At 73.9% G+C, this 25,781-nt stretch carries 25 protein-coding genes; 6 read left to right on the top strand and 19 right to left on the bottom strand.

The window, feature by feature from the left end; genetic code table 11:
- Nucleotides 1–98: 98 nt before the first annotated feature.
- Both ACRB68_RS40570 and ACRB68_RS20495 read left to right on the top strand, forming a co-directional pair.
- Nucleotides 99–1,898: a serine/threonine-protein kinase gene (locus ACRB68_RS40570; RefSeq protein WP_207709749.1), complete on the top strand. Its 1,800-nt coding sequence runs from the start codon at nucleotides 99–101 to the stop codon at nucleotides 1,896–1,898.
- Nucleotides 1,895–3,637: a serine/threonine-protein kinase gene (locus tag ACRB68_RS20495; RefSeq protein WP_207709748.1), complete on the top strand. Its 1,743-nt coding sequence runs from the start codon at nucleotides 1,895–1,897 to the stop codon at nucleotides 3,635–3,637. The genes ACRB68_RS40570 and ACRB68_RS20495 overlap by 4 nt, the downstream gene beginning before the upstream one ends.
- A 7-nt stretch (nucleotides 3,638–3,644) precedes the next feature.
- Here the strand turns inward: ACRB68_RS20495 and ACRB68_RS20490 are convergent, their stop codons facing one another.
- The 4 genes from ACRB68_RS20490 to ACRB68_RS20475 are packed head-to-tail and all read right to left on the bottom strand — an operon-like array spanning nucleotide 3,645 to nucleotide 6,044.
- Nucleotides 3,645–3,899 carry a hypothetical protein gene (locus ACRB68_RS20490; protein WP_194293378.1) on the bottom strand — a complete coding sequence of 85 codons (255 nt, stop codon included), beginning with the start codon at nucleotides 3,897–3,899 and terminating at the stop codon, nucleotides 3,645–3,647.
- Between the two features lie 53 nt (nucleotides 3,900–3,952).
- Nucleotides 3,953–4,828 carry a hypothetical protein gene (locus tag ACRB68_RS20485; RefSeq protein ID WP_194293377.1) on the bottom strand — a complete coding sequence of 292 codons (876 nt, stop codon included), beginning with the start codon at nucleotides 4,826–4,828 and terminating at the stop codon, nucleotides 3,953–3,955.
- A gap of 51 nt (nucleotides 4,829–4,879) precedes the next feature.
- Entirely contained in the window at nucleotides 4,880–5,134 is a 255-nt protein-coding gene (locus ACRB68_RS20480; RefSeq protein WP_153534423.1) for a hypothetical protein, read from the bottom strand.
- A gap of 19 nt (nucleotides 5,135–5,153) precedes the next feature.
- Nucleotides 5,154–6,044, bottom strand: a complete 891-nt coding sequence (locus tag ACRB68_RS20475) for a hypothetical protein (protein ID WP_235959461.1) — start codon at nucleotides 6,042–6,044, stop codon at nucleotides 5,154–5,156.
- A gap of 126 nt (nucleotides 6,045–6,170) precedes the next feature.
- On the opposite strand from ACRB68_RS20475, the gene ACRB68_RS40225 reads away from it, so the two are divergent.
- Nucleotides 6,171–6,344 carry a hypothetical protein gene (locus tag ACRB68_RS40225; protein ID WP_194293376.1) on the top strand — a complete coding sequence of 58 codons (174 nt, stop codon included), beginning with the start codon at nucleotides 6,171–6,173 and terminating at the stop codon, nucleotides 6,342–6,344.
- Here the strand turns inward: ACRB68_RS40225 and ccsB are convergent.
- From ccsB to ACRB68_RS20430, 9 genes are all read right to left on the bottom strand, one after another.
- Entirely contained in the window at nucleotides 6,341–7,312 is a 972-nt protein-coding gene (gene ccsB / locus ACRB68_RS20470) for a c-type cytochrome biogenesis protein CcsB (RefSeq protein WP_153535226.1), read from the bottom strand. The genes ACRB68_RS40225 and ccsB overlap by 4 nt on opposite strands.
- Before the next feature lie 40 nt (nucleotides 7,313–7,352).
- Nucleotides 7,353–8,978 (bottom strand): cytochrome c biogenesis protein ResB, encoded by a 1,626-nt coding sequence (resB, locus tag ACRB68_RS20465; RefSeq protein ID WP_153534419.1) that lies wholly within the window; start codon nucleotides 8,976–8,978, stop codon nucleotides 7,353–7,355.
- Between the two features lies 1 nt (nucleotide 8,979).
- Nucleotides 8,980–9,723, bottom strand: a complete 744-nt coding sequence (locus ACRB68_RS20460; RefSeq protein ID WP_153534417.1) for a cytochrome c biogenesis CcdA family protein — start codon at nucleotides 9,721–9,723, stop codon at nucleotides 8,980–8,982.
- 121 nt (nucleotides 9,724–9,844) lie between these two features.
- A complete protein-coding gene (locus tag ACRB68_RS20455) occupies nucleotides 9,845–10,432 on the bottom strand; it encodes a TlpA family protein disulfide reductase (protein ID WP_153534415.1) in 588 nt (195 codons plus the stop codon).
- A gap of 48 nt (nucleotides 10,433–10,480) precedes the next feature.
- Nucleotides 10,481–11,119: a histidine phosphatase family protein gene (locus ACRB68_RS20450; protein ID WP_153534413.1), complete on the bottom strand. Its 639-nt coding sequence runs from the start codon at nucleotides 11,117–11,119 to the stop codon at nucleotides 10,481–10,483.
- 64 nt (nucleotides 11,120–11,183) lie between these two features.
- Nucleotides 11,184–11,789, bottom strand: a complete 606-nt coding sequence (locus tag ACRB68_RS20445) for a hypothetical protein (protein WP_153534412.1) — start codon at nucleotides 11,787–11,789, stop codon at nucleotides 11,184–11,186.
- A gap of 25 nt (nucleotides 11,790–11,814) precedes the next feature.
- The gene (locus ACRB68_RS20440; RefSeq protein WP_153534410.1) at nucleotides 11,815–12,357 is read right to left on the bottom strand and encodes a hypothetical protein; all 543 of its coding nucleotides are present in this window, start codon (nucleotides 12,355–12,357) and stop codon (nucleotides 11,815–11,817) included.
- Between the two features lie 43 nt (nucleotides 12,358–12,400).
- On the bottom strand, nucleotides 12,401–14,110 hold the full coding sequence (locus ACRB68_RS40565; protein WP_207709747.1) for a serine/threonine-protein kinase: 1,710 nt from the start codon (nucleotides 14,108–14,110) through the stop codon (nucleotides 12,401–12,403).
- Nucleotides 14,111–14,133: 23 nt separating this feature from the next.
- On the bottom strand, nucleotides 14,134–15,018 hold the full coding sequence (locus ACRB68_RS20430; RefSeq protein ID WP_153534408.1) for a LysR family transcriptional regulator: 885 nt from the start codon (nucleotides 15,016–15,018) through the stop codon (nucleotides 14,134–14,136).
- A 72-nt stretch (nucleotides 15,019–15,090) separates the two neighbouring features.
- Here ACRB68_RS20430 and ACRB68_RS20425 point away from each other — a divergent pair, with 72 nt between their 5' ends.
- Together ACRB68_RS20425 and ACRB68_RS20420 are read left to right on the top strand one after the other, a co-directional pair.
- Entirely contained in the window at nucleotides 15,091–16,017 is a 927-nt protein-coding gene (locus ACRB68_RS20425) for an EamA family transporter (protein WP_153534406.1), read from the top strand.
- Between the two features lie 5 nt (nucleotides 16,018–16,022).
- On the top strand, nucleotides 16,023–16,958 hold the full coding sequence (locus ACRB68_RS20420) for a dihydrodipicolinate synthase family protein (protein WP_153534404.1): 936 nt from the start codon (nucleotides 16,023–16,025) through the stop codon (nucleotides 16,956–16,958).
- Here the strand turns inward: ACRB68_RS20420 and hemL are convergent.
- The gene (hemL, locus tag ACRB68_RS20415) at nucleotides 16,847–18,148 is read right to left on the bottom strand and encodes a glutamate-1-semialdehyde 2,1-aminomutase (RefSeq protein ID WP_328594478.1); all 1,302 of its coding nucleotides are present in this window, start codon (nucleotides 18,146–18,148) and stop codon (nucleotides 16,847–16,849) included. The genes ACRB68_RS20420 and hemL overlap by 112 nt on opposite strands.
- Before the next feature lie 155 nt (nucleotides 18,149–18,303).
- Between hemL and ACRB68_RS20410 the strand changes: the two genes are divergently transcribed.
- Nucleotides 18,304–19,944, top strand: a complete 1,641-nt coding sequence (locus ACRB68_RS20410; protein ID WP_153534402.1) for a serine/threonine-protein kinase — start codon at nucleotides 18,304–18,306, stop codon at nucleotides 19,942–19,944.
- Here ACRB68_RS20410 and ACRB68_RS20405 read toward each other — a convergent pair.
- The 5 genes from ACRB68_RS20405 to ACRB68_RS20385 all read right to left on the bottom strand — a co-directional run bounded on the left by ACRB68_RS20405 (nucleotide 19,941) and on the right by ACRB68_RS20385 (nucleotide 25,761).
- Entirely contained in the window at nucleotides 19,941–20,537 is a 597-nt protein-coding gene (locus ACRB68_RS20405) for a bifunctional DNA primase/polymerase (RefSeq protein ID WP_153535222.1), read from the bottom strand. The genes ACRB68_RS20410 and ACRB68_RS20405 overlap by 4 nt on opposite strands.
- Before the next feature lie 192 nt (nucleotides 20,538–20,729).
- Nucleotides 20,730–21,716: a porphobilinogen synthase gene (gene hemB, locus ACRB68_RS20400; protein WP_153534401.1), complete on the bottom strand. Its 987-nt coding sequence runs from the start codon at nucleotides 21,714–21,716 to the stop codon at nucleotides 20,730–20,732.
- Between the two features lie 23 nt (nucleotides 21,717–21,739).
- Complete coding sequence (locus ACRB68_RS20395) at nucleotides 21,740–23,353, bottom strand: bifunctional uroporphyrinogen-III C-methyltransferase/uroporphyrinogen-III synthase (protein WP_407924294.1); 1,614 nt, start codon at nucleotides 23,351–23,353, stop codon at nucleotides 21,740–21,742.
- Complete coding sequence (gene hemC, locus ACRB68_RS20390) at nucleotides 23,340–24,269, bottom strand: hydroxymethylbilane synthase (protein WP_153534399.1); 930 nt, start codon at nucleotides 24,267–24,269, stop codon at nucleotides 23,340–23,342. The genes ACRB68_RS20395 and hemC overlap by 14 nt, the downstream gene beginning before the upstream one ends.
- Nucleotides 24,270–24,381: 112 nt before the next feature.
- Complete coding sequence (locus ACRB68_RS20385) at nucleotides 24,382–25,761, bottom strand: glutamyl-tRNA reductase (protein ID WP_153534397.1); 1,380 nt, start codon at nucleotides 25,759–25,761, stop codon at nucleotides 24,382–24,384.
- Between the last annotated feature and the right edge of the window lie 20 nt (nucleotides 25,762–25,781).

Below are 25,781 nucleotides of genomic sequence, written 5' to 3'. Positions count from 1 at the left end.
CCCCGGCCCTTGCGGCCGGCCGCCCGCGGATCGCATTCCAAGCCCATTCCCGCTCCTTGCCGTATTGCGTTCCAGCGCTGGACATGAAAGGTATTCGCGTGCCCGAGGAATGGCGGGTCGGTGGTTTCACCGAAGTGCGCGAACTGGGCGCCGGGGCGTTCGGCCGGGTGGTCCTCGCCCGGCACGACGCCTCCGGCCGCCCCGTCGCCATCAAGTACCTGCTGACCGCCGACGCGGGCGCCGTCGCGGCGCTGCGCCGTGAGGCCGAGCTGCTCGGCCGGGTGCAGAGCCCGCACGTGGTGCGGCTCTACCAGTTCGCGACCAGCGCCGACGGCCGGGCCGCGATCGTGATGGAGGCCGTCAACGGGGTCACGCTGAAGCGGGTCCTGGAGGAGCACGGCAGGCTCACGCCCGAGGCGTCGCTGGTGGTGCTGAAGGGGTCGCTGCTCGGGCTGGACGCCGCGCACCGCCTCGGCGTCGTGCACCGCGACTACAAGCCCGCCAACGTCCTCGTGCAGGGCGACGGGCTGAGCAAGCTCGCCGACTTCGGCGTCGCCACCCACGCCGGGCAGGCGAGCGGCGCGGGCACCCCGCTGTACATGGCGCCCGAGCAGTGGCAGCGCCAGGCCGCCGGCCCGGAGGCCGACGTGTACGCCGCCACCGCCGTCTTCTACCAGTGCGTGACGGGCCGCCCGCCGTTCGCGGGCGGGTCGCAGGCCGCGCTGATGCACGCGCACCTGTCCGAGCCGGTGCCGCTGGACGACATCCCCGAACCGCTGCGGCGGCTCGTGTGGAGCGGGCTGGCCAAGCGTCCCGAGGAGCGCCCGCCGGTCGCCGGCGACTTCGCCGCGGCCCTGGAGGACCTCGCGCGCACCACCTACGGCGCCGGCTGGGAGCACCAGGGCATCCGCGCCCTGGCGACCGGCGCCGCGGCGCTGGCCGCGGCGTTCCCGCTGGCCGCGGCCGGGCTCGGCACCGGCGGCGCGGCCGGGGCCGGGGCCGGGGCCGCCGGAGCGGGGGCCGCCGGGGCCGGCGGCGCGAGCGCGGCCGGCTCGGGCGGCGGCGCCATGGCGGCCGTGGGCGGCACGAAGGTCGTCGCGGGCGTCGCCCTCGGCGCCGTCGCGCTCGGCGGCGGCGGAGTCGCCGCCTACCAGGTCGCCAAGTCCAAGCCGAAGCAGCGCCCGGCCGTCCAGCAGGTCGCCGCGGTGACGACACCGGTCTCGTTCAGCAATCCCGACAGCGGCATGTTCGCCACGGGCGCGCAGATCATCACGGTCAAGGGCCTGCGCGACACCGCCCTGCAGGCCCGCGTCAACCAGGCGCTGCGCAAGCCGGTGGACGACTTCCTGGCCCAGGAGCGCAAGGACTGGGCCTCCATCAAGGGCGGCTCGGTCGCGCCCCAGTGGCGCCGGCTGAACAAGGCCCGCTCGGCGATCTTCAAGGGCCGCGCCGGGCTCGCCGGACCGCGCTACGTCTCGGCCGCCTACGACATGAGGCGCTGGATCTACGCGGGCGGCGGCTCCATGGGCCAGGTCCGCACGGTGACGGTCGACCTCCAGACCGGCAAGACCCTGCAGAGCACCGAGATGTTCCAGCCCGCCGCGCTGACGCCGGCCGGCGTACGGACGTTCAACCAGCGCGTCCCGCTCCCGGCGAACATGCGCCCCACGTCCCCCAACTGCGACTACTCCCTGGTCGCCCGGACCGCGCCGAACACCGGCCGCGAGATCTACGGGGCGGACACCCTCGCGACCCGCACCCTGCTCACCAAGCAGGGCGTGGAGTTCCTCTTCGGCGGCAACATCGGCGGCGAGTGCTCGGCCTACGGCTGGACCCCGATGCCCTGGGCGAAGGTCGGCGACCTGCTGAACCCCGAAGTGATCAAGGCCGCCCGGTGACCTCCGCCTGGCGGGTGGCGGGCTTCACCGAGATCCGCGAACTCGGCGCGGGCGCGTTCGGCCGGGTGGTGCTGGCCCGGCACGACGCCTCCGGGAGCCCCGTCGCGATCAAGTACCTGCTGACCGCCGACGCGGACGCCGTCGCGGCACTGCGCCGCGAGGCCGAGCTGCTCGGCCGGGTGAAGAGCCCGTACGTGGTGCGGCTCCTGCAGTTCGTGACCAGCGCCGGCGGGCAGGCCGCGATCGTCATGGAGGCCGTCGACGGCGTCTCGCTGAAACGCGTCCTCGACGAGCACGGCACCCTCTCCCCCGAGGCCTCCCTGGCCGTCCTGAAAGGCTCGCTGCTCGGCCTCGACGCCGCCCACGGCCTCGGTGTGGTGCACCGGGACTACAAACCCGCCAACGTCCTGGTCCGGCCGGACGGCCTCAGCAAGCTCGCCGACTTCGGCGTCGCCACCCACACCGGGCAGGGCGGCGGCTCGGGCACCCCGGTGTACATGGCGCCCGAGCAGTGGGACCGGCGGCCGGCGAGCCCCGCCACCGACGTCTACGCCGCGACCTGCGTCTTCTACCGGTGCCTCACCGGCCGGCCGCCCTTCGCCGGCGACGCCGCCGCCCTCGCCCACGCGCACCGCACGGCCCCGGTGCCGCTGGACGGCATCCCCGAACCGCTGCACGAACTGGTGCGAAGCGGCCTCGCCAAGCGCCCCGAGGAGCGTCCGCCCACCGCCGGGGACTTCGCCGCGGCCCTGGAGAGCCGCGCGCAGGCCGCCTACGGGGCCGACTGGGAGAGCAGGGGCGTCCGCGCGCTGGCCGCCGGAGCGGTCGCGCTGGCGGCAGCGTTCCCCTTGGCCGCGGCCGGAATCGGCACCGGCACGGCGACCGGAGCCGCCGGTGGCGCGAGCGCCGCGAGCGCGGGCGGCGGCGCCATGGCGGCCGCGGGCGGTGCCAAGGTCGTGGCAGGCGTGGCGATCGGCGCCGTCGCGCTCGGCGGCGGCGGGGTCGCGGCCTACCAGGCCGCCAGGCCCGAGCCGAAACGGCCCCCGGCCGTCCAGCGGATCGCCGCGACGACGACGCTGATGACGTTGAAGAACCCGTCCACCGGCCTGTTCACGACCGGCGCGCAGATCGTCACGGTCAAGGGCCTGCGCGACACCGCCTTGCAGACCCGCGTCAACCAGGCCCTGCGCAAACCGGTGGACGACTTCATGGCCGAAGAGCGGCGGCAGTGGCTGCTGCTGGACAAGGACCGGCAAGGCCCGCAGGGCCAGATGAACCGCTCCACCCCCGCCGTCTTCAAAAGCCGGATCGGCCTCGCCGGTCCCCGCTACGTCTCGGCGGCCTACGACCTCAAGCGGCCGGTCAACGCAGGCGGCGGCACCCTCGGCACGGTCGTCACCGTCACAGTGGACCTGCGGACCGGACGGGCCCTGCAGACCGGCGAGATGTTCCTGCCCGCCGTGCTGACGCCGGCGGGCTCGCAGACGATCGTCCGCCGCGTCGCCGTACCGGCCAAGCTGCGTGACCAGGGCTCCTTCTGCGACTACAAGCTGTTCTCCCCGCAGCTGAACCGGCCGGTGTCACGGCTGGCGTCGCGCACCCTGCTCACCCCGCAGGGCGCCGAGTTCCTCTTCGGCGGCCTGTTCGGCGAGGCGTGCTCCGACACCGCCTGGACGCCGGTGCCCTGGGCGAAGCTGGACGGCCTGCTGAACCCCGAGGTGATCAAGGCCGCCCACTGACGCCCGGTCAGTCCTGGAACAGCTCGCGGGTGCTGGAGGCCGTGATGGCTCGTTCGAGCCAGGTTTGGAGCTGTCCAAGGTCCTGGCAGCCGAGGATGCGCCTGCGGGCTTCGTCCGAGACGCAGACGCTCCGGGTCCTGAGGATGTGCAGAACGTTCTTCGCCGTGGTCTCCGTCTTCTCTTTGGCCCTGCCTTCAGCCACGCCCTTGCCGAAGTACTCGCGGGCGAACTCGCTCTGGTACTCGTAGTTCTTCAGCATCATCGTCTCCACACGGCCTGCTGACCCCCGCCTCAAGGCCGCCCGCTGACACCCGGTCAGTCCTGGAAGAGCTCGCGGGTACTGGAGACCGTGGTGGCCCGATCGAACCAGGCTTCCAACTGCTCGAGATCCCGGCACCCGGCGATACGCTCGCGCGCCTCGTTCGAGACACAGACGCCCTGTGCCGCCAGAGCCCGCAGAATGAGCTTCGCCGTGGCTTCCAACTGCCCCTCGACCTTGCCCTTGCCGAAGTACTCGCGGGCGAACTCGCTCTGGTACTCGTAGTTCTTCAGCTTCATCGTCTCCGCCAGGAAGCGACGCGCGGCCTCGGGCAGCGCAGTTTGGACAAGGTCATGGTATAGCGCACGGTGGTCGCGATCTAGCGCCGAGTAGGCGTCCGGCAGCGCTGCCAGCACCGCGCGGCCTTCCGGCAGGGCACCGTGCGCCAGCGCGGACAGCACCGCCAGCTCGGGAGTGCGCACGGCCTCTTCAGGATCGGTGATGTAGGGGATCTGGTCGGGGCCGACCACCAGCGGGGTCAAGGTCATGCCGGGATGGCCGAGGTCGATGGGCCGCATGTATGTGCGCGCGACCGGCCGCTTCGGGCAGATGGCCAGCAGCATCACGGGACAGCGCAGTCGCTGTCGCAGACCCATCATGTAGAGGGGCCACGAATATCCCTTGGCCGCGTCGTGGCCCAGTTGCACCTCGACGATCACGGCGAACTTGCGTTCCTGGTCGGCGTACTCCACCACGACGTCGGCGCGGAGCTCGGCCATGCGATCGTCGGTGACGCCGCCGGAGCGGATCTGCGCGTCCCGGTAGGCGGGGATCGCCAGACCCAGGGAGCTGGTCAGGACCTCGGCTGCCAGTTCGGGACGATCCCGGAACATCTCGCAGAGGGCCTCATGGAGGGAGGAGGGCACGAGCACGGATGCTATCCGCGTTCACTATGACACGTACCGTGATCAGGAAAGTCGCGGTCAGTCGTCCTCGCGAGCGGCCTTCCACTCCTCGAAGGTGCGCTCCAGGTCGTCGTTGCCCGCGCGCCAGCCGCGCCGCTTGTCCTCCAGCTCGGCCTCGGTCAGCGAACCGGCGAGCAGCCGCTCATAGTCGGGGTCGTCCGGGCCGATCTCCACGTACGCGTCGGCGACGATCTGCGCGTCCCCCGTGCCGGGGTCGGACAGGACGCCGTGCGGGACGCGCAGCGTGCCGTCGGGAAGCCGGATCACGTACATCGCCCATCACCTCCGATCCTCAGATGCCATACCGTCGGTTGAAGAAGAGCATGACCTCCAGCGCCATCCTGATGTCGCCGGCGAGCATATCGACCAGAGCGGGGCGCTGGCGGGCGGAAATCGCGGCGAAGGCGTCGGCGAAGAACTCGCGGCGGCCGAGCGCGCCCGCGGCGGTGTGGAAGTCGCTCGCCAGGTACGGGCGGCACTGGTCGTACAGGGCGCGGAAGGCGGGGCCGTCGGACTGCCAGCCCGCGCCCTCGCCGTCGATGTCGTCCAGGGCATGCCCGACCTCGTGCATCATCACGTCCGGGGTCGGCGACGGCCGGTCCCCGACGATCACCTTGCGGTCGCCGTAGGCGCCCGCGCAGATGTCCCAGGTGCCCCGGCCCGACGGCAGCGGGTGGTCGCGCAGGTGGCCCATGTCGTCCAGCTGCGGGACGCCGCCGGGGCCGACGTAGATGCCGTCCAGGCCCGCGGCGAGCCGCTCCTTCAGCCGGTCGGGCAGCGCCGCCAGGCTCTCCACCGCGCGCACCGTCTCGGGGGTCGGCGGGCCCTGCCGGGCGTCCCACTGGCGGTACAGGATCCTTTCCAGGACGCCACAGTGCCGTCGCCCGTCCGCGGCGTGCGGGACGCCCGGCGGGTGCGGCTCGACGCGCGGCAGCGCCTCGTCGAGCTCGTAGTCGCGCAGGAAGCGGGCGCCGCCGTCGCCGCGCGCGGGCGCGGACCGCGCGAACCGTCCCTGCACGGTCTCCGGCGGCCGGTCGGGGCCCTGGCGGAGCGCGAAACCGTCGTCGCGACCGGCCTTGCGGAACCGGCCGAACCGGTCCCGCGGCTGGTTGCTGCGCGGTCGCACCGGGCGCATCTCGGGGGACGGCGGTGCGAACATCCCGTCCCGGGGTTTGCGATGCATGCCTTTGAAGCGCATCGGGCTCCTTCGTCCGCGACCCCCGGTCGACATCGGCTGATCCCCCCGAGGCAGGGTAAGCCCGGATCCGACACGCCGTCATCCGGTCCGGTCACGCATTAACCTCTTGGCATGGCGTATGCGCTGATCGCTTTCGTGCTCATCGGGGTGTGGCTGTTCCTGGCCCGCCCGGCCCGTGTCCCCTTCACCGGCAATGCCGCGGGGCCGTCGTCCGGGGGCCCCAAGGGCCCGGACGACGACCCCGACTTCCTGCGCGACCTCGACCGGCGGCTGCGCGGCGACTAGACGGCCCGGTCCACCCGCTGCACGACGGGCGCGGGGGCGGGCGCGGCGTAGGAGTGCTTGCCCTTGAACATGTAGTTCACGCCGAAGAAGTTGAACAGCAGCGCGGCGAAGGCGACCAGCGCGAGGATCGCGGCGCGGCGGCCCTTCCAGCCCGCGGTGGAGCGGGCGTGCAGGTAGGCGGCGTAGACGATCCAGGTGACGAACGACCAGATCTCCTTGGGGTCCCAGCCCCAGTAGCGGCCCCAGGCCTCGTCCGCCCAGATCGCGCCCATGATGATCGCGGCGGTCCAGATCGGGAACGCGAACATGGTGACGCGCAGCGCGAGCCGGTCCAGGTTCTCGCCGGAGGGGACGCGCGCCCAGAAGCCGTCGGCGGGGATCGGCCCGGCCGCCTCGCGGCGCGACTTCAGCACGTACAGCAGCGTGGCCGCGCCGGCCACGGTGAACGCGCCCGTCGCGATGATCGCGGCGGTGACGTGGATGGCGATCCAGTAGGAGTTCAGCGCCGGCGTGACCGGGCCCGCGGAGTTGTACAGCCAGATGTTGTCGACGCCGAGCGCGACGACGGCCGCGGCCATCACGAACGCGCCGAGGAACCGGGCCTGGTAGCGGACCGCCACGACCAGGTAGGCCGTCACGGCCGCGAAGGTGATGGCGGTGAGGAACTCGTACATGTTGCCCCACGGCCAGCGCTCCACCGCCGCGCCGCGGGTGATGATCACACCGAGGTTGGCGGCCCAGCCGAGCACGTTCAGCAGGATCGCGAAGCGGCCCCAGTCGCGGCCTGCCTCCTCCTCCGCCGGCGGCGCTTCGGCCGGCGCGTCCTCCACCGTCTCGCCGCCGCCCGCGCCCGCCAGCACCTTCGCCCGCTCGGGGACGGCCGCGGCGCGCCGCCGGCCCTGCCCGAAGCCGAGGTCGGCGGCGTAGGCGACCAGCGCGACGATGTACAGCACGACGGTGGTCAGCATGAGCTTGTCGCTCAGGTTCGCGAGGTCGGAACCCACCTCGTCACTCCTTAGATTCGGTTGCCGGGGCGGGTCCGGACGCGTCCGCCTGCCCGCCGCGCAGCGCGGCCACGATCTCGTCGAACTCCGGGGTCGGGTTGCCCAGCGTCAGACCGCCGACCTCGACCACGGTACGCCCGCCCTCTCCGGCGCGCGCACGGACCCACACTCTGCGGCGGCGGACCAGGAACGAGGTGGCCACGCCCGCGACGGCCAGGATCGCCGCGATCAGCGCGGGGATCCGGCCGGGGTCGTGGTTGACCGACAGGCTCGTCCACTCCTTGAGCCCGTCGAAGGTGATGGAGCCGGCGTTGCCCGGCAGCTTGAAGGTCTCGCCCGGCTCCAGCAGCTTCTGCCCGCCCTTCAGCGGCTTCAGCTTGCCGTCCTTGAGCGCGGGCAGCTGGTAGACCGACTGCGGGACGCCCGAGTCCAGCCCGATGTCGCCGGTGAACGAGGAGATCGACACCACGGGCCGCAGCGCCGCCGGGAACGCCGACTCGATCTGCTTGCCGTCCTTGGACGCCACCGCCGACGGCCACAGGATCGCGTAGAACGCCAGCTGCTGCGGGTCGGCGTCGGGCGCCTTGACGACGCCTTCGGACGTCAGGTTGCGCTGCTCCATCGGCAGGAACGGCACGGTGTCCTGGAAGGCGATGTTCCCCTTGGCGTCGCGGACGGTGAACTGCGGCGCGTACCCGTGCCCGAGCAGGTAGACCTTCGTGCCGTCCACCTTCAGCGGGTGGTTGACCTTCAGGTCGAAGGGCCTGTCCGGCGACGACGGGCCCGCCTTGAACCGGACCTTGGCCGAGAAGTCGACGGCCTGGCCGCGCTTGTCGCCCTTGGTCTGGTACTCGGCGTGGAACCTGTCCAGGGACAGGGTGAAGGGGGCCAGCTCGTCGGTGTCGAACTGGCGGCCGGGCTTGAACTGGTCGTAGTTGTTCAGCGCGTTGGCGAACGTCTTGCCCTCGGTGAGCAGGACGTTGCCGCGGTAGCCGAACGAGTTGCCCATGCCGAGCGCGAACAGCAGGACCAGCAGCGCCAGGTGGAAGACCAGGTTGCCGGTCTCGCCGAGGTAGCCCTTCTCGGCGGCGACGGAGCCGTCCGCGGCGTCCACCCGGAAGCGGCGCCTCTTCAGGACCTTGCGGGCCTCGGCGAGCACCTCGTCGGCGCCGCGCTCGGTCTCGTAGGTCTCGGCCTGCGGCAGCCGGGCCAGGTTGCGCGGCGCCGCCGGGGGCCGCGCCCGCATCGCCTGCAGGTGCTTGCCGGCGCGCGGGATGACGCAGCCCGCCAGCGACACGAACAGCAGGATGTAGATCGCCGCGAACCACGGGGCGGCGAACACGTCGAACATCGACATCTTGTCGAGGATCGGCGCGGCCGTCTTGTGGTCGGTGAAGTACTGCGCGACCCGCTCGGGCGCCTCGCCGCGCTGCGGCAGCACCGACCCCGGCACCGCGCCGAGCGCGACCAGGAACAGCAGGATCAGCGCGGTGCGCATGGTGGTCAGCTGCCGCCACGCCCAGCGCAGCCAGCCGAACGGGCCGAGCCCCTTCGGCCGCGGCACCTCCTGCGGGGGCCGCCGCTCGGCGGGGGCCTCGGTACCGACTTCCGTGCCGTCTGTGTGCGTCATCTCAAATAACCGGTTCGAAGCCGCTGATCCACGACTTCAGCTGGATGGTCAGGTCGCCCCACAGGCCCGTCACCAGCAGCACGCCGATGACCACGAGCATGCCGCCGCCGAGCCGCATGACCAGCGGGTAGTGCCGCTTCACCGCGCCGAACGCGCCGAGCGCACGGCGGTAGGCGAGCGCGGTGAGCAGGAACGGCAGGCCGAGGCCGGCGCAGTAGGCCAGCGACAGCAGCGCGCCGCGCCCGGCGCTGCCCTCGCTGAACGACAGCGTCTGGACGGCGCCGAGCGTCGGGCCGATGCACGGCGTCCAGCCGAGCCCGAACAGGACGCCGAGCAGCGGCGCCCCGGCGAGGCCGGCGGCCGGCAGCCGCCCCGACTTCACCGTCCGCTGCAGGCCCGGGACCAGGCCCATGAAGGCCAGCCCGAACACGATCGTGACGACGCCGAGGACCCGGCTGATCGGGTCGGTGTACTCGGCCAGCCAGCGGCCGAGGCCGCCCGCCGCTGCGCCCATCGCGACGAACACCGCGGAGAAGCCGGCGATGAACAGCGCCACCCCGGCCAGCAGCCGGCCGCGGCGCTGCGCGGCCAGTTCCGCGCCGGTCATGCCCGTCACGTACGACAGGTAGCCGGGCACGAGCGGCAGCACGCACGGCGAGGCGAACGAGACCAGCCCGGCCGCCGCCGCCAGCGGCGCCGCCGCCAGCAGCGACCCGTTGGCGACCGTTTCACCGACGGCGCTCATCGCCTCGCCTCCGCTCGGCGGCTCGCGGCCGCCTTACGCGCCGTCTTCCCTCGTCGCTCTGGTCGCAGGCTCCCGCCGCTCCTCAGTCCAGACGACGCGCGGCCGCTCGCAGCGAGGAGGGTCACTTCTCCGCCAGGACCTTGCCGACGACCGGGTTCAGCTTGGAGTAGGTGGTCGCGCCGATGATCCGCGCGGCGACCCGGCCCTGCCGGTCCAGCACCAGGGTGCTCGGGATGGCGTTCGGCGGGACGTCGCGGAAGGCCAGGCCGATCTGCCCGTCGGCGTCGAAGAAGCTCGGGTAGGACACCTTGAAGCGCCGCTCGAACGCCTTGGCGTTCTCCTTGGCGTCCTTGAAGTCGACGCCGATGAACTCGGCGCCCTTCGGCTTGTTCTCCTGGTAGACCTGCTCCAGCGAGGGCGCCTCGCCGCGGCAGGGCGCGCACCAGGACGCCCAGAAGTTGACCACGACGACCTTGCCGCGCAGGTCGGCCAGGCTCGCCCGGGCGCCCGTCAGGGTGGCGCCGGCCGCCTGCGGGGCGGCCTTGCGGTCGGCGGGCGCGATCTGCTGCACGTCGCCGGCGCCGCCGATGAAGCGGTTGTCGCTGCCGGCGGGGCCGGCCTGGGCGTTGTTCCCGGCGCAGCCGGCCAGCAGCGCGCACAGCGCCACGGCAGCGGCGGCGGCGCGTGCCCGGGTGATTCGGGGGCTCAACGGACCCTCCTACTACTACAGAACGTAGTACTCAATGTAGTGGGCCGGTCAGGCGCCCGCGACACCGGTCTGCCCGCCCATCCCCGCGCACGGGTCGGCGTAGGAGACCTCGACCAGCCGGGCGCCCTCGAACGTCAGGCTGGTGATGCTGGCCAGCCCGCACTCGCGGCGGCCGGGGTGGTGCCACAGGCGGCGCTTCTCGGCGTGCATCCGCAGGATCCAGATGGGCAGCTGGTGGCTGACCGCGATCGCCTCGTGCCCACGCGCGGCGTCGCGGGCCCGGATGACCGCCGCGCGCATCCGCGCCGCGATCTCCTTGTAGGGCTCGCCCCACGAGGGGGTGAACGGGTTGCGCAGGTGCCGCCAGTGCTCGGGGCGGCGCAGCGAGCCCGCGCCGACGCCGAAGGTCAGGCCCTCGAACCGGTTGTCGGCCTCGATCAGCCGGTCGTCCACCGACACCGGCAGGTCGAAGGTGTCGACCAGCGGCGCCGCGGTCTCCAGGGCGCGCTGCATCGGGGAGGAGAACAGCGCGGTCACGTCCCGGCCGGAGAACCAGTCGGCGGCGGCCTTGGCCATCAGCCGGCCGTCCTCGCTGAGCCGGTACCCGGGCAGCCGGCCGTACAGAACGCCCTCGGGATTGTGCACCTCACCGTGCCGCAGCAGGTGAACAGTCGTGGTCTCAGTCATCGCGTCGCCAGGTTACCCGCGCGGGCCGGTGCCGCCGTCGCCAGCCCGCCCCCTGCGGGACCGGTCAGACCTCGGCCCAGTCGTGGCGCTCCAGGAAGCCCCGCCCGTCCATCGCGTACTCCTGGAACGCCCGCTGCACCTCGGCGACGTCGCCGACGTGGGTGCGGTACAGGACGCCCTTCACGCTGTCCTTGTACTCCAGCTCGAAGCCGCCCTCCTCCGGGGACGCCTGCACGAAGTGCCGCCCGAACACCACCAGCGCCGCGAACGGGTTGCCGGGGCCGAGCCGGGCGAGCGCGTCGCGGATCAGCCCGAGGTCGGGGTCCAGGACGATCAGCCCGTCGCCGGTGTGCAGCTGCATGCCCTCGTACACGCCGGCCGGGCCGGGGTTGTGCACCAGCTCCCGCTCGGGGTCCCAGCAGACCAGTCCGTGCGCCCGGGCGAGCGCGAAGACCTCGGTGGACAGCTCGTCGACGTTCTCCGGCGCCAGCGTGACCCGGGCGTAGCGGTCCTCGACCACCTCGGGCGCGGCCTCGGGACGCAGCTTGCCGAACTCGTCGGCGAAGGCGGCCACGGCGGGGCCGGGCGCGAGCCCGGCGAGGTCGGTCCCGGCGGCCTGCTCCCGGGAGATCGGCGCGGGCTCGTGCCACACCAGCAGCGTGAACGTCATCCCCCCATGCTGCCAGGCGCCGCGCTCAGACGTTGGGCCCAGCGGGCCGGTGCGCCGCGGCGACCCGGCCGTCCTGATCGAACTCGATCTCCCAGTAGCTGCCGCCCTCGACCTTGTTCCCCTGCTCCTTCACCCCGGCCAGGATCTCGTCGAACCGGGCCCGGGTGATCGGGTGGGACACCGGCTGGACGGCGCCGCGCACGTTCTCGAGCCGGAACTCGCTGAGCTTCGGGGTGAAGGCCAGCTCGATCGCGGTGTAGGGCCCGGTGCGCACGATGTCGTACTCCCCCGGATCGGTGATCACGATCTTGGCGGGGGCGTACAGCGGGCGGCTGGGCGTGTCCCCGGCCTTCAGCACGCCCTGGACCTTCTGCCCGGCGTACGGGCCGCGCGGCGCCCCGGCCGGGGCGGAGGCCTGGGCGGTGGCGGACGCCGAGGGCGCCGCACCGGCCGGAGCCGAGGCCGAGGCCGAGGGGGACGGCGACGGCGCGGTCTTCGGCTTGCCGGTCTCGCCGCAGCCCGTCAGCAGGAGCAGGCCGGTCAGTGGGAGCCACCATGCACGCTTCATGATCGCCCAGTCTGCCGAAGCCGCCCGGCCGCCGGAAGGCCGGTCAGCGGCGCGAAGCGGCCACCACGTCGGCGATCCGGCGCGCCACCCGGTCCAGGTCGGCCGGGCCGATGCCGTCCTCCCTCGTCGCTTCGGCGAACCAGTAGGTGAGCGCGGCGGTGCAGATCGCCGCCTTGGCCCACGGCATCGTGCAGTTCACCTCGCTGGGGACGCCGTTCTTTCCGACCAGGCCCAGCGTCACGGAGGCGTAGGGCGACGGCGGGGGCTTCTCGTTGTAAGCCCCCGCTGCGGCCAGCATCCCTTCGAGACCGGGAACGCCGGTCTGCAGATCCTGCCGGTACTGGATCGGGTCGACGTCGCAGTCGGCTGGGTTCGGCGCGGCTTTGCGGGTCCACGGCGAGGCCGGGAAGAGCCGACACAGCTCGCCTTTGATGCCGCCGTTGGTGAAGGGGAAGGTGCGGTACACGCTCCCCGCCCCCTCCCTGCCGATCTGCGAGAAGCCACCACCGTTGCTCGCCAGTTCCCGGCAGGCGGCGCCGGCCTCGCCGATCAGGTGGATGTCCGGGCCGAACCGGTAGACCGCGGCGCCGACCGGGAGGCGGACCTGGGCGGGCAGCCGGACGGGCTGCGGCCGGCCCTTCGGCGTGGCGTCCCGGTCGGAGGAGTCGGTGACCTTGCACTGGGTGACGGCGGCGACGAGCGCCGCGGAGGCGGAAGGGCGCGGGCGGGGCCGCTCTTCGTCCCCGGCGGCCTGCCGGACGGCCACGGCGCCGCCCGCGACGAGCGCCGCCACGGCCGCCCCCGCGACCACCTTGCCCGTCGCGGTCGCCAGCAGGCCGCCGCCCGCGCTCCCCGCGCCGGCCGCGACGCCCGCGCCCGGCGCGGTGAGCAGCGCGCCGAGCGGGAACAGCGCCGCCAGGGCCGCCGCCGAGACGGCCAGCGCGCGCACGCCCCGCTGCTCCCAGTCGGCCCCGTACGCGCCGGCCGCGACCGACTCCAGCTCCGCGACGAACGCGGCGGCGCCCGCCGGGCGTCCGGCGGGGTCCTTGGCCATTCCCCGCTCCACCAGCGGCCGCAGTGGCTCCGGGACGGCCTCCGCCGGGACCGGCGCGGTCAGGTGGGCGCTCTGCAGCGCGGCGAGATCGCCCCGGTAGGGGCGGCTTCCGCTCACGCACTCGACGAACACGCACGTCGCGGCGTAGACGTCGGTGGCCGGTGTGGCGGTCCGCCGGGTCCACTGCTCGGGCGCCATGTAGAACGGCGTCCCGGCGCCGCCCGAGGCCTGCCCGGCCGGGACGGCGATGCCGAAGTCGACGAGCCTGCTGCCGCCGTCCGCCGGGACCATCACGTTGGCGGGCTTGAAGTCGCGGTGCACCACCCCGACGGCGTGCGCGGCGGCCAGGCCGAGCAGGGAGCCCTTCAGCACCGCCAGGGACGCCTCCGGGCCGAGCGCGCCGGTGCGTTCGAGCAGCTCCTTCAGGGAGACGCCGTCGATCGCCTCCATCACGATCGCGGCGCCCCCGTCGCCCTCCACCATCCGGTAGAGGCGGGCGACGTGCGGGCTGTCGACCTGGGCGAGCATCCGCGCCTCGTGCCGCATCCGCGCGCGCTCCTCCTCGGACGCGCCCGCCGGCAGGTACTTGACCGCCACGAGCGCCCCGGACGCGTCGTGGCGGGCCAGCGCCACGTGCCCCTGCGCGCCCGCCCCGAGCCGCTTCATCTCCGTGAAGCCCGATATCCGCCAGTCGGTCACGGGGGGACGCTACCGCCCCATGATCAGCCGCGCAGGGCGGCCAGGACGGCGCGGATGGCCGGGCGGCGGGCCGCCTCCTCGCGCCAGACGGCGTAGACGCGGCGGGTGAGGGCGGGCTTCAGCGGCACCACCACCACCTCCGGCGGCACGTCGCAGCGGCCGAGACGGGGCAGGATCGCGCTGCCGAGCCCGGCCGCGACCAGCGACAGCTGGGTGGGGATCTCGTAGGCCATGTGGTCGATGCGCGGCTCGGCCTCGCACCCGCGCAGCGTCTGGATCAGCCAGGCGCAGCAGACGCTGTCGGTCGAGGAGCTGATCCACGGGTCGCCCGCCAGCTCCTTGATGTCGATCTCGTCGCGGCCGGCCAGCGGGTGGCCCGGGGGCAGCGCCACGTCGGCGACGTCGTCGCAGATGAAGCCGTGCTGCAGGCCCTCGGGGTGCGGCAGCGGCTGGTTGTTCCAGTCCTGGACGATGGCCATGTCCAGGTCGCCGCGCGCCACCAGCGGCATGCTCTGCATCGGGTCCAGCTCCTGGACCTGCACCCGCAGGTCGGGGTGGGCCGTGCGCAGGGCGCCGAGCGCGGGCGGCAGCAGGCCGCGGATCGAGGTGGGGAAGGCGCCCATGGTGAACTGGCCGACGACCGCGCCGCGGTGCGCCTCCAGGTCGGCCTGGGCGCGCTCGACGAGTGCCAGGATGTTGTCGGCGTGCGTGACGAGCAGCTCGGCGGCGTCGGTGAGGCGGACGCCGCGGCCGTTGCGCTCCAGCAGCTTCTGGCCGGTCTCGCGTTCCAGCTTGGCCAGCTGCTGGGAGACCGCCGAGGTGGTCACGTGCAGCACGTCGGCGGCGGCGCTGACCGAGCCGTAGGTGGCCACCGAGTGCAGGGCGCGGAGCCGTTCCAGATCCAGCATGAAGCAACTCTAAAACGTTTTGTCAAGAACTTCTAGCTTGTCCTAAATATAGGGCGGGCCGACGATGGGCGCATGCGTCTGCGCCACGTCCTGCTCGCCACCTTCATCGCCGCGATCTGGGGCTTCAACTTCGTGCCGATCAAGGTCGGCCTGGAGAGCTTCCCGCCGCTGCTGTTCGCCGCGCTGCGCTTCGCCGCCGCCGCGCTGCCCGCGGTGTTCTTCGTCCGCCGCCCGCCGGTCGGGTGGCGCTGGCTCGCGCTGATCGGCCTGCCGCTCGGCGTCGGCCAGTTCGGCCTGCTGTTCATCGGCATGCACCTCGGCATGCCCGCGGGCCTGTCGTCGGTGCTGCTGCAGACGCAGGCCCTGTTCACCGCCCTGTTCGCCGGGCTGTTCCTGCGCGAGCGGCTGACCGTCATGCGCGCCGCCGGCATGGCGGTGGCGTTCGGCGGGGTGGCGCTGCTCGGCGCCGCCCAGTCCGGCGGGCGCGGCGGGCCCGTCCTGGCGTTCCTGCTCTGCGTCGGCGCCGCCGCGATGTGGGCGCTCGCCAACGTCGGGATGCGGCGGATGAACGAGACCGCCGGCGCGCCCGTGGACGCCTTCGGGTTCATGGTCTGGATGTCGCTGGTGCCGATCCTGCCGCTGCTCGCCCTCTCGCTGGCCTTCGAGGGGCCCGGCGCGATCCCGTGGGCCGTCCACCACGTCACCTGGGCGGGCGCCGGCTCGCTGGCCTACATCGCCTACGTCTCCACGCTGGTCGGCTTCGGCGCCTGGGGCTGGCTGATGCGCCGCTACCCCGCCGGGACGGTCGGCATGTACTCGCTGCTCGTCCCGCCGTTCGGGCTGGCCTCGGCCGTGGTCGTGCTCGGCGAGCACGTCGGCGCGCTGCGGCTGACGGCCGCCGCGCTGATCGTCGGCGGCGTCGCCCTCAGCGGGCTGCGGCTGCCCACCCGCCCCGTCCCCGTCCCCCTGACCGAGCCCCTGCTCGAACCCACGAGGTGACCTCCGTGCACGGTGTCCACGTCTCCCTGATCACCCCGTTCACCGCCGCCGGCGCGGTGGACGCCGCGTCCCTGGCACGGCTCGCCGGGCACGTCCTGGACCACGGCGCCGCCGGGCTCGTCGCGCTCGCCACCACCGGCGAGGCCGCGCTGCTGAGCGCGGCCGAGCAGCGCACCGTGCTGGAGGTGTGCCGCGCCGTCACCATCGACCGGGGCGTGCCGCTGACCGTCGGCGCCGGGACGATGGGCACGGACGACACCGTGCGGCAGGCCCGCGAGCGCGCGCCCATGGCCGACGCGCTGCTCGTCGTCGTCCCCTACTACCTGCGGCCGTCCGACGAGGGCGTCGTCGAGCACTTCCAGGCCGTCGGCGCGGCCGTCGACGTGCCGCTGCTGCCCTACAACATCCCCTACCGGACCGGGAAGCAGCTCCACCTCGACACGCTGCTGCGGCTGCTCGACCTGGACTGCGTGACCTCGATGAAGCACTGCCCCGGCGCCATCGACGCCGACACCCTGGCCCTGCTGGCCTCCGGGCGGCCGGTGCTGTGCGGCGACGACGCCTACACCTACCCGATGCTGCGGCTCGGCGCCGCCGGCGCGATCTCGGCGACCGCGTGCCTGGCCCCCGCCGCCTGCGCCGGCCTGGACCTGGCCACGCACAACGCGCTGCTGCCGCTGGTGGACGCGCTGTTCGCCGAGCCGTCGCCCGCCGTGCTGAAGGCGTGCCTGGCCGAGCTCGGCCTGATCGACGACCCGGCGGTCCGGGCACCGCTGCGCGCGCCGCGCCGCGAGACCGTCCGCCGGGCCATGGCCGCCTACCGGGCCCTCTACGCCGAGGTCGACGCCTGCGCGGCGGCGCGGGCGGCGTGCGGCATCGCCGCCACGACCCGCTCCAGCGCCGCGTCGTCGTGCGCGGCCGACAGGAACCACACCTCGTAGGCCGACGGCGGCAGGTACACGCCGTGCTCCAGCGCCGTGTGGAAGAACGCCGCGTAGGCCTGGACGTGCTGGCGCTGCGCCGCCGCGAAGTCGCCGACGGGCTCGTCCGTGAAGAAGATCGAGAACAGGTTGCCGGCGTTCTGCAGCCGGTGCGGGACGCCTTCCTTGGCCAGCGCCTCCGACGCCGCCTGCGACACGATCGCCGCGGCCCGGTCGATCGCCTCGTACACGGCGGCATCGGCATTGCGCAGCGTCGCCAGGCCCGCCGCGGTGGCCAGCGGGTTCCCCGACAGGGTGCCCGCCTGGTAGACGGGCCCGGCGGGCGCCAGGTGGCCCATCACGTCCGCGCGGCCGCCGAACGCCGCGGCCGGCAGCCCGCCGCCCATCACCTTGCCGAACGTCATCAGGTCGCCCGGCACGCCCTCGATCCCGTACCAGCCCGACGCCGACGCGCGGAACCCGGTGAGCACCTCGTCGATGACCAGCAGCGCCCCGCCGCGCTCGCACAGGCGCTTCAGCAGCGCGTTGAAGTCCGGCAGCGGCGGCACCACGCCCATGTTGCACGGCACCGCCTCGGTGATCACGCAGGCGATGTCGTGGCCGAACTCGGCGAACGCCTGCTCGATCGCGGCGACGTCGTTGTAGGGCAGCACGATCGTGTCGGCCGTCGTCGCGCCGGTCACGCCCGGGGTGTCGGGCAGCGCGAGCGTGGCCACCCCGGACCCGGCGGCGGCGAGCAGCGAGTCCACGTGCCCGTGGTAGCAGCCCGCGAACTTGACGATCTTGGAGCGGCCGGTGAAGCCGCGGGCCAGCCGGATCGCCGACATGGTCGCCTCGGTGCCGGAGTTGACCAGCCGCACCTGCTGCACCGGCGTGCGCGCCACGATCTCCTCGGCGAGCTCCACCTCGCCCGGCGTCGGCGCGCCGTAGGACGTGCCGCGCCCGGCCGCCTCGCGCACCGCCGCCACCACCGCCGGGTGCGCGTGCCCGAGGATCATCGGGCCCCACGAGCAGATCAGGTCGACGTACTCGTTGCCGTCGGCGTCGGTGAGGTAGGGGCCGCGCGCCGAGGTGATGAAGCGGGGCGTCCCGCCCACGGCGCGGAACGCCCGCACCGGCGAGTTGACCCCGCCCGGGACCACCTGGTTCGCCCGGTCGAACAGCTGCTGGGACACTTCGTAGTCGCTCACCGCACCAGTCTGACAGTTGCATTTCGGACACTGCCCTTGACCACGCCTGCTACGGGCCGGTATTCCAGCAAAGTGACTTCCGTGCACGTCGCACGGGAAATGATCAATACTGTGTGGTGCATCGGCGCCGGCCGTATCGGAAGGGATGCTCGCACGTGGTCAACGGCTGGACGGTTCCGGGCTTCACGCAGGAACAGGACCTGGGCGGCGGCGTCATCGGCAAAGTGATCCTCGCCGTCGACGACGTCACCCAGACCAAGGTCGCCATCAAGTACCTCGACCCCCGCCTGGACGGGGACGAGGCCTACCTGTCGCGGTTCCGCGCGGTCGCGCGGCGGCTCTCGCAGCTCGAGGACCCCAACGTGGTCGACTTCTTCGACCTGGTCGAGGTGCCGCAGGGCACCGCGATCGTGATGGAGCGCGTCGACGGGGTGACGCTGCGGCGGGTGCTGGCCGCGCAGGGCCCGACCGGGCCGCTGGCCGCGCTGTCGCTGTTCGGCGGCACGCTGCTCGGCCTGGCCGCCGCGCACGAGCTGGAGGTCCTGCACGGGTCGCTGCGGCCCTGCAACGTCCTCATCGACGCCAAGGGCAACGCCCGGCTCACCGACTTCTCGCTCGCCCCGCCCGGCACCGAGGCGCAGGCCGGCTCGGCCTACGCCGCGCCCGAGCTGTGGGACGGCGCGCCGATCAGCGCGCGCAGCGACCTGTACGCCGCCACCGCGATGTTCTTCGAGTGCCTCACCGGGCGGCCCCCCTACACCGGGCGCGGCGTCGCCAAGTCGCACCGCGAGGCGCCGATCCCGGTCGAGGCCGTCCCCGGCCCGCTGCGCGACCTGATCGCCGCGGGCCTGGCCAAGGACCCGGAGCAGCGCCCGGCGAGCGCCGCGGAGTTCCTCGGCGCGGTGGAGGACGCCGCCGTCGCCGCCTACGGGCCGTCCTGGGAGGCGCAGGGCCGCGAGCGCATCACCGAGCTGGCCGGGCAGGCCGCCGCGGCGCCCGAGCCGCGCCCGGCGCGCTCGTCGGGCCGCAACGCCGTCGTCCCGGCCCGCCAGGGCAAGCGCAGCAAGGCCAAGCCGCTCGTCGCGGTCGTGGCGGTGCTGGCGATCGGCGGCGGGGTCGCGGCCGCCGCCACCGTGCTCGGCAAGGACAAGGCCGACGACCCGCCGCACCCGACCACCTCCGGCTCCCCGCAGCCGGTGCCGACCGCCGACCCGGCGCAGGCGGGCGCCCGCGCCCTCGCCGACCGCGTCGACGCCGCCCTCACCCGCGCCCCGGGCGCCAAGTTCAGCTTCCGCCGCGCCGGCGGCGCCGGCCCGCTCTCCGCGCGCGGCTCCTTCGGCCTGGCCGGCGACGGCCCCGCCGCCTACTCCATGTCGGTGTCGGGCGCCGGGGACACCCGCAAGGCCACCCGGGCCGTCGCGATCCGCGACGCCGTCTACCTCCAGGCGGGCAAAGGCTGGCGCAGGCTGCCCGCCGACGCCGCCGCGCGCGGCTACCCGGGCCTGGCGGCCCAGGTCCGGCAGGCGTCGGCCGTCGCGAACGTGCCGGCGCTGCTGCGCGCCAGCACCGCGTTCAAGAAGAACGGGACGCTCTACCAGGGCACCGCCGCGGCCGACCGGCTGGGCGACGCCGCCCCCTTGTTCGCCGGGGCCGGCCAGGTCAGCTACACGTTCCGGCTGGACAAGGCGGCCCGCCCGGTGCACCTGGTGATCAAGGTGGCGGGGGCGAAGCCGCAGACGCTGACCACGACCTACTCCACCTGGGGCCGCAAGGTCATCACGGCCCCCAAGGCCTAGGACAGGATCGCCTCGCAGCTGTCGGACAGGACCTCCAGGAGCCGCAGCGGGTCCGGCAGCCGCCGGCCGTCCGGCGGGTGGATCCAGGTGACCGCGCGGCCGTGCGGCAGCACCGACGGCGGCGCCACCACGTAGCTGTCGCGGCAGTGCCAGCGCATGCCGGGCGTCTCCACGACGGACTCGGGCGAGCAGTCCAGGTGGCAGGACCACCACTCGTCCTCGTCGACGGGGGCGCCGCGGGTGGCGACGAAGAACAGGTGCCGCTCGTTCGCCAGGTTCGCGACGGGCCCGACCGGCAGCCCCTCCGCGGCGATCCGCGCCAGCGCGAGCTCCCCGGCGGCGGCGGGCACGTCGAACACGTCGAAGACGCGGCCGGTCGGCAGGATGATGTTCGCGCCGGGCCGTTTGGCCCACTGCTCCCCCAGCACACGGGTGTCCACGCTGGCCTGCAGCGCCCACGCGCCCGACACCGGATGCGCGCCGGGGTCGGGACAGCCGACCCGGTCGCACGAGCAGGCCCGGTCGGCGCCCGTCTGCGCGCCCGTCGTGCACGGCCAGCCGAGCGCGGCGTAGCCCCGCGCGGCGGCGGCCATGCGCTCGCGCTGCTCGCGCCGCTGCCGTTTGTTCCCCGAGACAGCCAGCAAAGCGCCCCCCAAAGGTCGTCCCGTAGCTCCCTGTCACCGATGATGCCGGGTGCGGTCGGGCCGAGAGGCGGCACCCCCCGGAAAGGGTCCTAAATGACCACCCGGGCATGGTCCCGGGTGATCATTTGCCGCGGGCGGGGCTCAGCGCGCCAGCCGCTGGGCGACCTCGGTGGCCCAGTAGGTGAGCACGATGTCCGCGCCGGCCCGGCGGATGGCGACCAGGGACTCGTCGATGGTGCGCTCGCGGTCCACCCAGCCCCGCTCGGCCGCCGCCTCGATCATCGCGTACTCGCCGCTGACCTGGTAGGCCGCCACCGGCACGTCGACGCTGTCGCGGACCTGGCGGATGATGTCCAGATAGGCCCCGGCGGGCTTGACCATGACCATGTCGGCGCCCTCGGCCAGGTCCAGCCGGACCTCGCGCAGCGACTCCGCCGCGTTGGCCGGGTCCTGCTGGTGGGTGGCCCGGTCGCCGAACTGCGGCGCGCACTCGGCGGCCTCGCGGAACGGGCCGTAGTAGGCCGAGGCGTACTTGGCCGAGTAGGCCAGGATCGGCAGCTCGGGGTACCCGGCGCCGTCCAGGGCGCGGCGGATCGCGGCGACCTGGCCGTCCATCATGCCGCTCGGCGCGACGACGTCGGCGCCGGCCTCGGCCTGCGCGACGGCGATGCGCGCGTACCGCTCCAGGGTGGCGTCGTTGTCGATCTCGCCGGCCTCGGTGACGATGCCGCAGTGGCCGTGGTCGGTGAACTCGTCCAGGCAGAGGTCGGTCATGATGACGGCGGAGTCGCCGAGGTCGGACGCCAGGTCGCGCAGCGCGGTCTGCACGACGCCGTCGGGGGCGTCGGCGGCCGAGCCGACGGCGTCCTTGACCGCCGGGACGCCGAACAGGATCAGCCCGCCGACGCCGGCCGCGACCGCCTCGTGCGCGGCCTTGCGCAGGCTGTCGCGGGTGTGCTGGACGATGCCGGGCATCGAGCCGATCGGGTTCGGCTCGGCGATGCCCTCCTTGACGAACATCGGCAGCACCAGGTCGGCGGGGCTCAGCCGGGTCTCGGCGACCAGCCGGCGCAGCGCGGGCGTGCGGCGCAGCCGCCGCGGCCGGGCGACGGGGAACTGTGCGGACATGACGGAAAGATCTCCCTCGGCTGCTACTTGCGGCGGCGCGCGCCCCGGCGCATCTGGCTCGGCTTGCGCAGCGGATCGCCCGCCTCGACCTGAGCCGCCCTCCGCTTCGCACCGTACTCGGCCAGCGCCTCGGCCAGTGCCGATACGGACGGTTTGTCGGCCATCACGTCGACGCGCAGCCCGTACTCCTCGGCCGTCTTGGCCGTCTGCGGCCCGATCACCGCGATCACCGTCACGTTGTGCGGCTTGCCCGCGATCCCGATCAGGTTCTTCACCGTGGAGGAGGAGGTGAACAGCACCGCGTCGAACCCGCCGCCCTTGATCGCCTCGCGGATCGGGGCGGGCGGCGGCGCGGCGCGCACGGTGCGGTAGGCGGTGACGTCCTCGCACTCCCAGCCGAGCTCGGTCAGCCGGGCGATGAGGGTGTCGGTGGCGATGTCGGCGCGCGGCAGCAGCACCCGGTTGATCGGGTCCAGGTCCTCGTCGTAGGGCGGCCACACCTCGGCCAGGCCCTCGCTGGACTGCTGCCCCGACGGCATCAGGTCGGGCTGGATGCCGAACTCCACCAGCGCCGCGGCGGTCTGCTCGCCGACCGCGGCGACCTTCAGGCCGGCGAACGCGCGGGCGTCCAGGCCGTAGTCGGTGAACTTCTCCCGGACCGCGCGCACCGCGTTGGTGGAGGTGAACACCACCCACTCGTAGCGGCCGGTCACCAGGCCCTTGACGGCACGTTCCATCTGCTGCGGGGTGCGCGGCGGCTCGACCGAGATCGTCGGCACCTCGTCGGGCACCGCGCCGTAGGCGCGCAGCTGGTCCGACAGCGAGACGGCCTGCTCCTTGGTGCGCGGCACCAGGACGCGCCAGCCGAACAGCGGCTTATTCTCGAACCACGACAGCTTGTCGCGCCAGTTCACCACGTCCCCGACGATGATCAGGGCGGGCGCCTCCATGCCCTTGGCGTCGGCGGCGAGCCGGCCGAGCGTGGAGACCACGGTCTCCTGCTCGGTGGTGGTGCCGGCGCCGGTCATCGCGGCCGGGGTCGAGTCGGGGCGGCCGACCGCGACCAGGGCCTTGGCGACCTCGGCGACGATGCCCTCGGCGCCCAGGATGACCAGGGTCGCGTCGGTCTTGGCGAACTTCTCCCAGTCCACCGCGCCGTCGCCGGCGTCGATGACGCGCACCTCGCGATGCTTGGGGTCGGTCAGCGGGATGCCCGCGTACCCCGGCACACCGGTCACCGCGGACACGCCGGGCACCACCTCGATCGGCACGCCGGCCTTGGCCAGCGCGCCGCCCTCGGCGGCCAGGCCGCAGGCCAGCCCCGGGTCGCCCTGGAACAGCCGGACGACGCGCCGGCCCGCGCGGGCGGCCTTCACCGCCAGCTTCACCGGGTCGCCGGCGGCCGAGTCCAGGATCTCGGCGTCGGCGCGGCAGTGCGCCATGATCTCGGGGTGCACGCGGGCATGGTCGGCCACCACCGCGTCGGCGCGCCCCAGCTCGGCGGCGGCGCGCAGGGTCAGCAGGCCCGGGTCGCCCGGGCCCATGCCGACCAGGACGACCAGCCCGGTGCCGGACGCCTGCGGAGCCGCCTCCGCCCCGGCGGGCCGGTCGGCGGAACTGCGGTTAGCGGGGCTCAATGGTGCGCTCCCCCATCAACTGGTCGGCCCCGAGGCCGAGCATGCGGTGCGCGAGATCGCGCCCGAGCCGCTCGGCCTCATCGCGGTGGCCGCGTGCGGACAGCCTGATCTGCCGGGTCCCGTCGCTGGACACGACGTTGGCCGTCAGATGAAGCTCTTGTTCTCTTTCGGCAGCGTATGCTCCCACAGGCGCCGAACATCCCGCTTCCAGCACCGCCAGCACCGTGCGCTCGGCGAGCACCGCGGCGCGGGTCGCCGCGTCGTCCACGGTGCCGAGCAGCCCGGCCAGCTCGGGGCGGTCGGAGCGGCACTCCAGCGCCAGCGAGCCCTGGCCCGGCGCGGGCAGCATCTGCTCGGTCTCGAAGACCTCCGCCACCGCCTCCAGCCGGCCGATCCGGGTGAGCCCGGCGTAGGCGAGCACGACCGCGTCCAGCTCGCCGCTGGTCACCTTGCCGAGGCGGGTGTCGGCGTTGCCGCGGATCGGCACCACCTCCAGGTCGGGACGGAGCGCGAGCAGCTGCGCCACCCGGCGCGGCGAGCCGGTGCCGACGCGCGCGCCGCGCGGCAGGTCGGCGAGCTTGGCCGGGCCGCACAGCGCGTCGCGCGGGTCGTCGCGGCGCGGCGTCGCGGCCAGCGTGATCCCCTCGGCGGCGCCGGTCGGCAGGTCCTTCAGCGAATGCACCGCGAAGTCCACCTCACCGGACAGCACCCTGTCCCGCAGCTCACTGACGAAAACGCCCGTACCGCCCATCTGGGCAAGCAAGGCCTTGGAAACATCACCTTGCGTCGTTACCCCGACAAGCTCCACCGCAAGCCCCGTACGCTGCGACAAAGCGTCGGCGACCAGCTGGGACTGGGTGGTCGCCATCAGGCTCTTGCGGGTACCGAGGCGCAGCGGCGCCCTGTCCGTGCTCATTGCCTCACTCCGTTCGGCGGCGAGCAGGCGCCCTTACGCGACGGCTTCCCTCGTCGCTCCGGTCGCAAGCTCCCTGCGCTCCTCAGTCCAGCCGCCGCGCGCCTGCACGCAGTCATGATCGGGTTCCTTGGTCGTCGGTGCCGCGCGCCCACGGCGCGTCCACGGGGACGGCGGGCACGGCGGGCTCGCGCAGGTCGGCGCGGGCCACGGCCTGCGGCGCCTTCGGGTCCAGGTCGAACAGTTCGCGCAGCGCGTCGGCGTAGGCGTCGCCGCCGGGCGCGGCGGCCAGCTCCTTCACCCGCACGGTCGGCGCGTGCAGCAGCTTGTCGGCGACGCGGCGGACCGCGTGCGCGATCTCCTTGCGGGCCCGCTCGTCCAGCTCGGGCAGCCGCCCGGTAAGCCGGGCCAGCTCGGCCTCGACCACCTCGGCGGCCTTGCTGCGCAGCGCCACCACGGTCGGCGCGACGGCGGCGGCGCGCGCGCCGGCCAGGAACGCCGCGACCTCCTCGGCGACGATCGCGCGGACCGCCTCGACCGCCTCGGGGCCGATCGCCCGCGCGGCCTCCTGCGCGGTGCGCAGCTGCTCCAGCCCGGCGAGCGCGACGCCGGGCAGCGCGGCCACGCCGGGGTCGATGTCGTGCGGCAGCGCCAGGTCCAGGAAGAAGCGGCGCCGCCCGTCGGTGCCGACGCCGTGCGCGCGCAGCTGCCCGGCGGTGAGGACCAGCCCGGCCGCGCCGGTGCAGGAGACGACCAGGTCGGCGTCCGCCAGCGCGCCGTCCAGCTCGTCCAGCCGGATCGCGCGGGCCGGCACCGGCGACTCGGCCGCCAGGCGCACCGCCTTGGCCTCGGTCCGGTTGGCGATGACGATCTCGCGCGCGCCCGCCCGGCCGAGCGTGGCGACGGCCAGGCCGCTCATCGCGCCCGCGCCCACCACCAGCGCCCGGGCGCACTCCAGCGGGCCCAGGTGCTTCTCGGCGACCTGCAGGCCGACGCTGACCAGCGACGCGCCCGCCTTGTCGATGCCGGTCTCGTGGTGGGCGCGCTTGCCCACCCGCAGCGCGCTCTGCACGACCTCGTGCAGCTCGCTGCCGATCGTGTCCTCGTGCTGCGCGAGCCGCAGCGCCGCCCGCAGCTGGCCGAGGATCTGGCCCTCGCCGACGACCATCGACTCCAGCCCGCACGCCACCGAGAAGGCGTGCTGGACGGCCCGCTCCTCGTAGTGCACGTACAGGTGCCGGGACAGGTCGTCCTGCGGGACGCCCGAATGCAGCGCCAGCAGCTCGGTGATCGCGGTGACGCCGCCGTGGAAACGGTCCACCACCGCGTACACCTCGACCCGGTTGCAGGTCGACACGATGACGGCCTCGGTGACGTGCCCGCTGTCGTGCACCGCGTGCAGCAGCTTGGTCAGGTCGTCCCCGGCCACCGCCGCGCGCTCCAGCACCGCCACCGGAGCGCTGCCATGGCTCAGTCCCACCACCAGGACGCTCATGCGCGGTGTCCCTCCCGCTC

This window comes from Actinomadura macrotermitis (genome assembly GCF_009604375.1).
Classification (GTDB): Bacteria; Actinomycetota; Actinomycetes; order Streptosporangiales; family Streptosporangiaceae; genus Spirillospora; species Spirillospora macrotermitis.
The sequence above is the reverse complement of the archived record's forward strand: the minus strand, read 5'-3'. Positions and strand labels throughout refer to the sequence as shown.

Excerpts from the sequence above, each read along its gene's own strand:
- ACRB68_RS20490 (WP_194293378.1), bottom strand. The coding sequence starts at position 3,899 with ATGATGCTGAAGAACTACGAGTACCAGAGCGAGTTCGCCCGCGAGTAC.
- ACRB68_RS20480 (WP_153534423.1), bottom strand. The coding sequence starts at position 5,134 with ATGTACGTGATCCGGCTTCCCGACGGCACGCTGCGCGTCCCGCACGGC.
- ACRB68_RS20475 (WP_235959461.1), bottom strand. The coding sequence starts at position 6,044 with ATGCATCGCAAACCCCGGGACGGGATGTTCGCACCGCCGTCCCCCGAG.
- ACRB68_RS40225 (WP_194293376.1), top strand. The coding sequence starts at position 6,171 with ATGGCGTATGCGCTGATCGCTTTCGTGCTCATCGGGGTGTGGCTGTTC.
- ccsB (WP_153535226.1), bottom strand. The coding sequence starts at position 7,312 with ATGCTGACCACCGTCGTGCTGTACATCGTCGCGCTGGTCGCCTACGCC.
- resB (WP_153534419.1), bottom strand. The coding sequence starts at position 8,978 with ATGACGCACACAGACGGCACGGAAGTCGGTACCGAGGCCCCCGCCGAG.
- ACRB68_RS20460 (WP_153534417.1), bottom strand. The coding sequence starts at position 9,723 with ATGAGCGCCGTCGGTGAAACGGTCGCCAACGGGTCGCTGCTGGCGGCG.
- ACRB68_RS20450 (WP_153534413.1), bottom strand. The coding sequence starts at position 11,119 with ATGACTGAGACCACGACTGTTCACCTGCTGCGGCACGGTGAGGTGCAC.
- ACRB68_RS20445 (WP_153534412.1), bottom strand. The coding sequence starts at position 11,789 with ATGACGTTCACGCTGCTGGTGTGGCACGAGCCCGCGCCGATCTCCCGG.
- ACRB68_RS20440 (WP_153534410.1), bottom strand. The coding sequence starts at position 12,357 with ATGAAGCGTGCATGGTGGCTCCCACTGACCGGCCTGCTCCTGCTGACG.
- ACRB68_RS20430 (WP_153534408.1), bottom strand. The coding sequence starts at position 15,018 with ATGCTGGATCTGGAACGGCTCCGCGCCCTGCACTCGGTGGCCACCTAC.
- ACRB68_RS20425 (WP_153534406.1), top strand. The coding sequence starts at position 15,091 with ATGCGTCTGCGCCACGTCCTGCTCGCCACCTTCATCGCCGCGATCTGG.
- ACRB68_RS20405 (WP_153535222.1), bottom strand. The coding sequence starts at position 20,537 with ATGGCCGCCGCCGCGCGGGGCTACGCCGCGCTCGGCTGGCCGTGCACG.
- hemB (WP_153534401.1), bottom strand. The coding sequence starts at position 21,716 with ATGTCCGCACAGTTCCCCGTCGCCCGGCCGCGGCGGCTGCGCCGCACG.
- hemC (WP_153534399.1), bottom strand. The coding sequence starts at position 24,269 with ATGAGCACGGACAGGGCGCCGCTGCGCCTCGGTACCCGCAAGAGCCTG.
- ACRB68_RS20385 (WP_153534397.1), bottom strand. The coding sequence starts at position 25,761 with ATGAGCGTCCTGGTGGTGGGACTGAGCCATGGCAGCGCTCCGGTGGCG.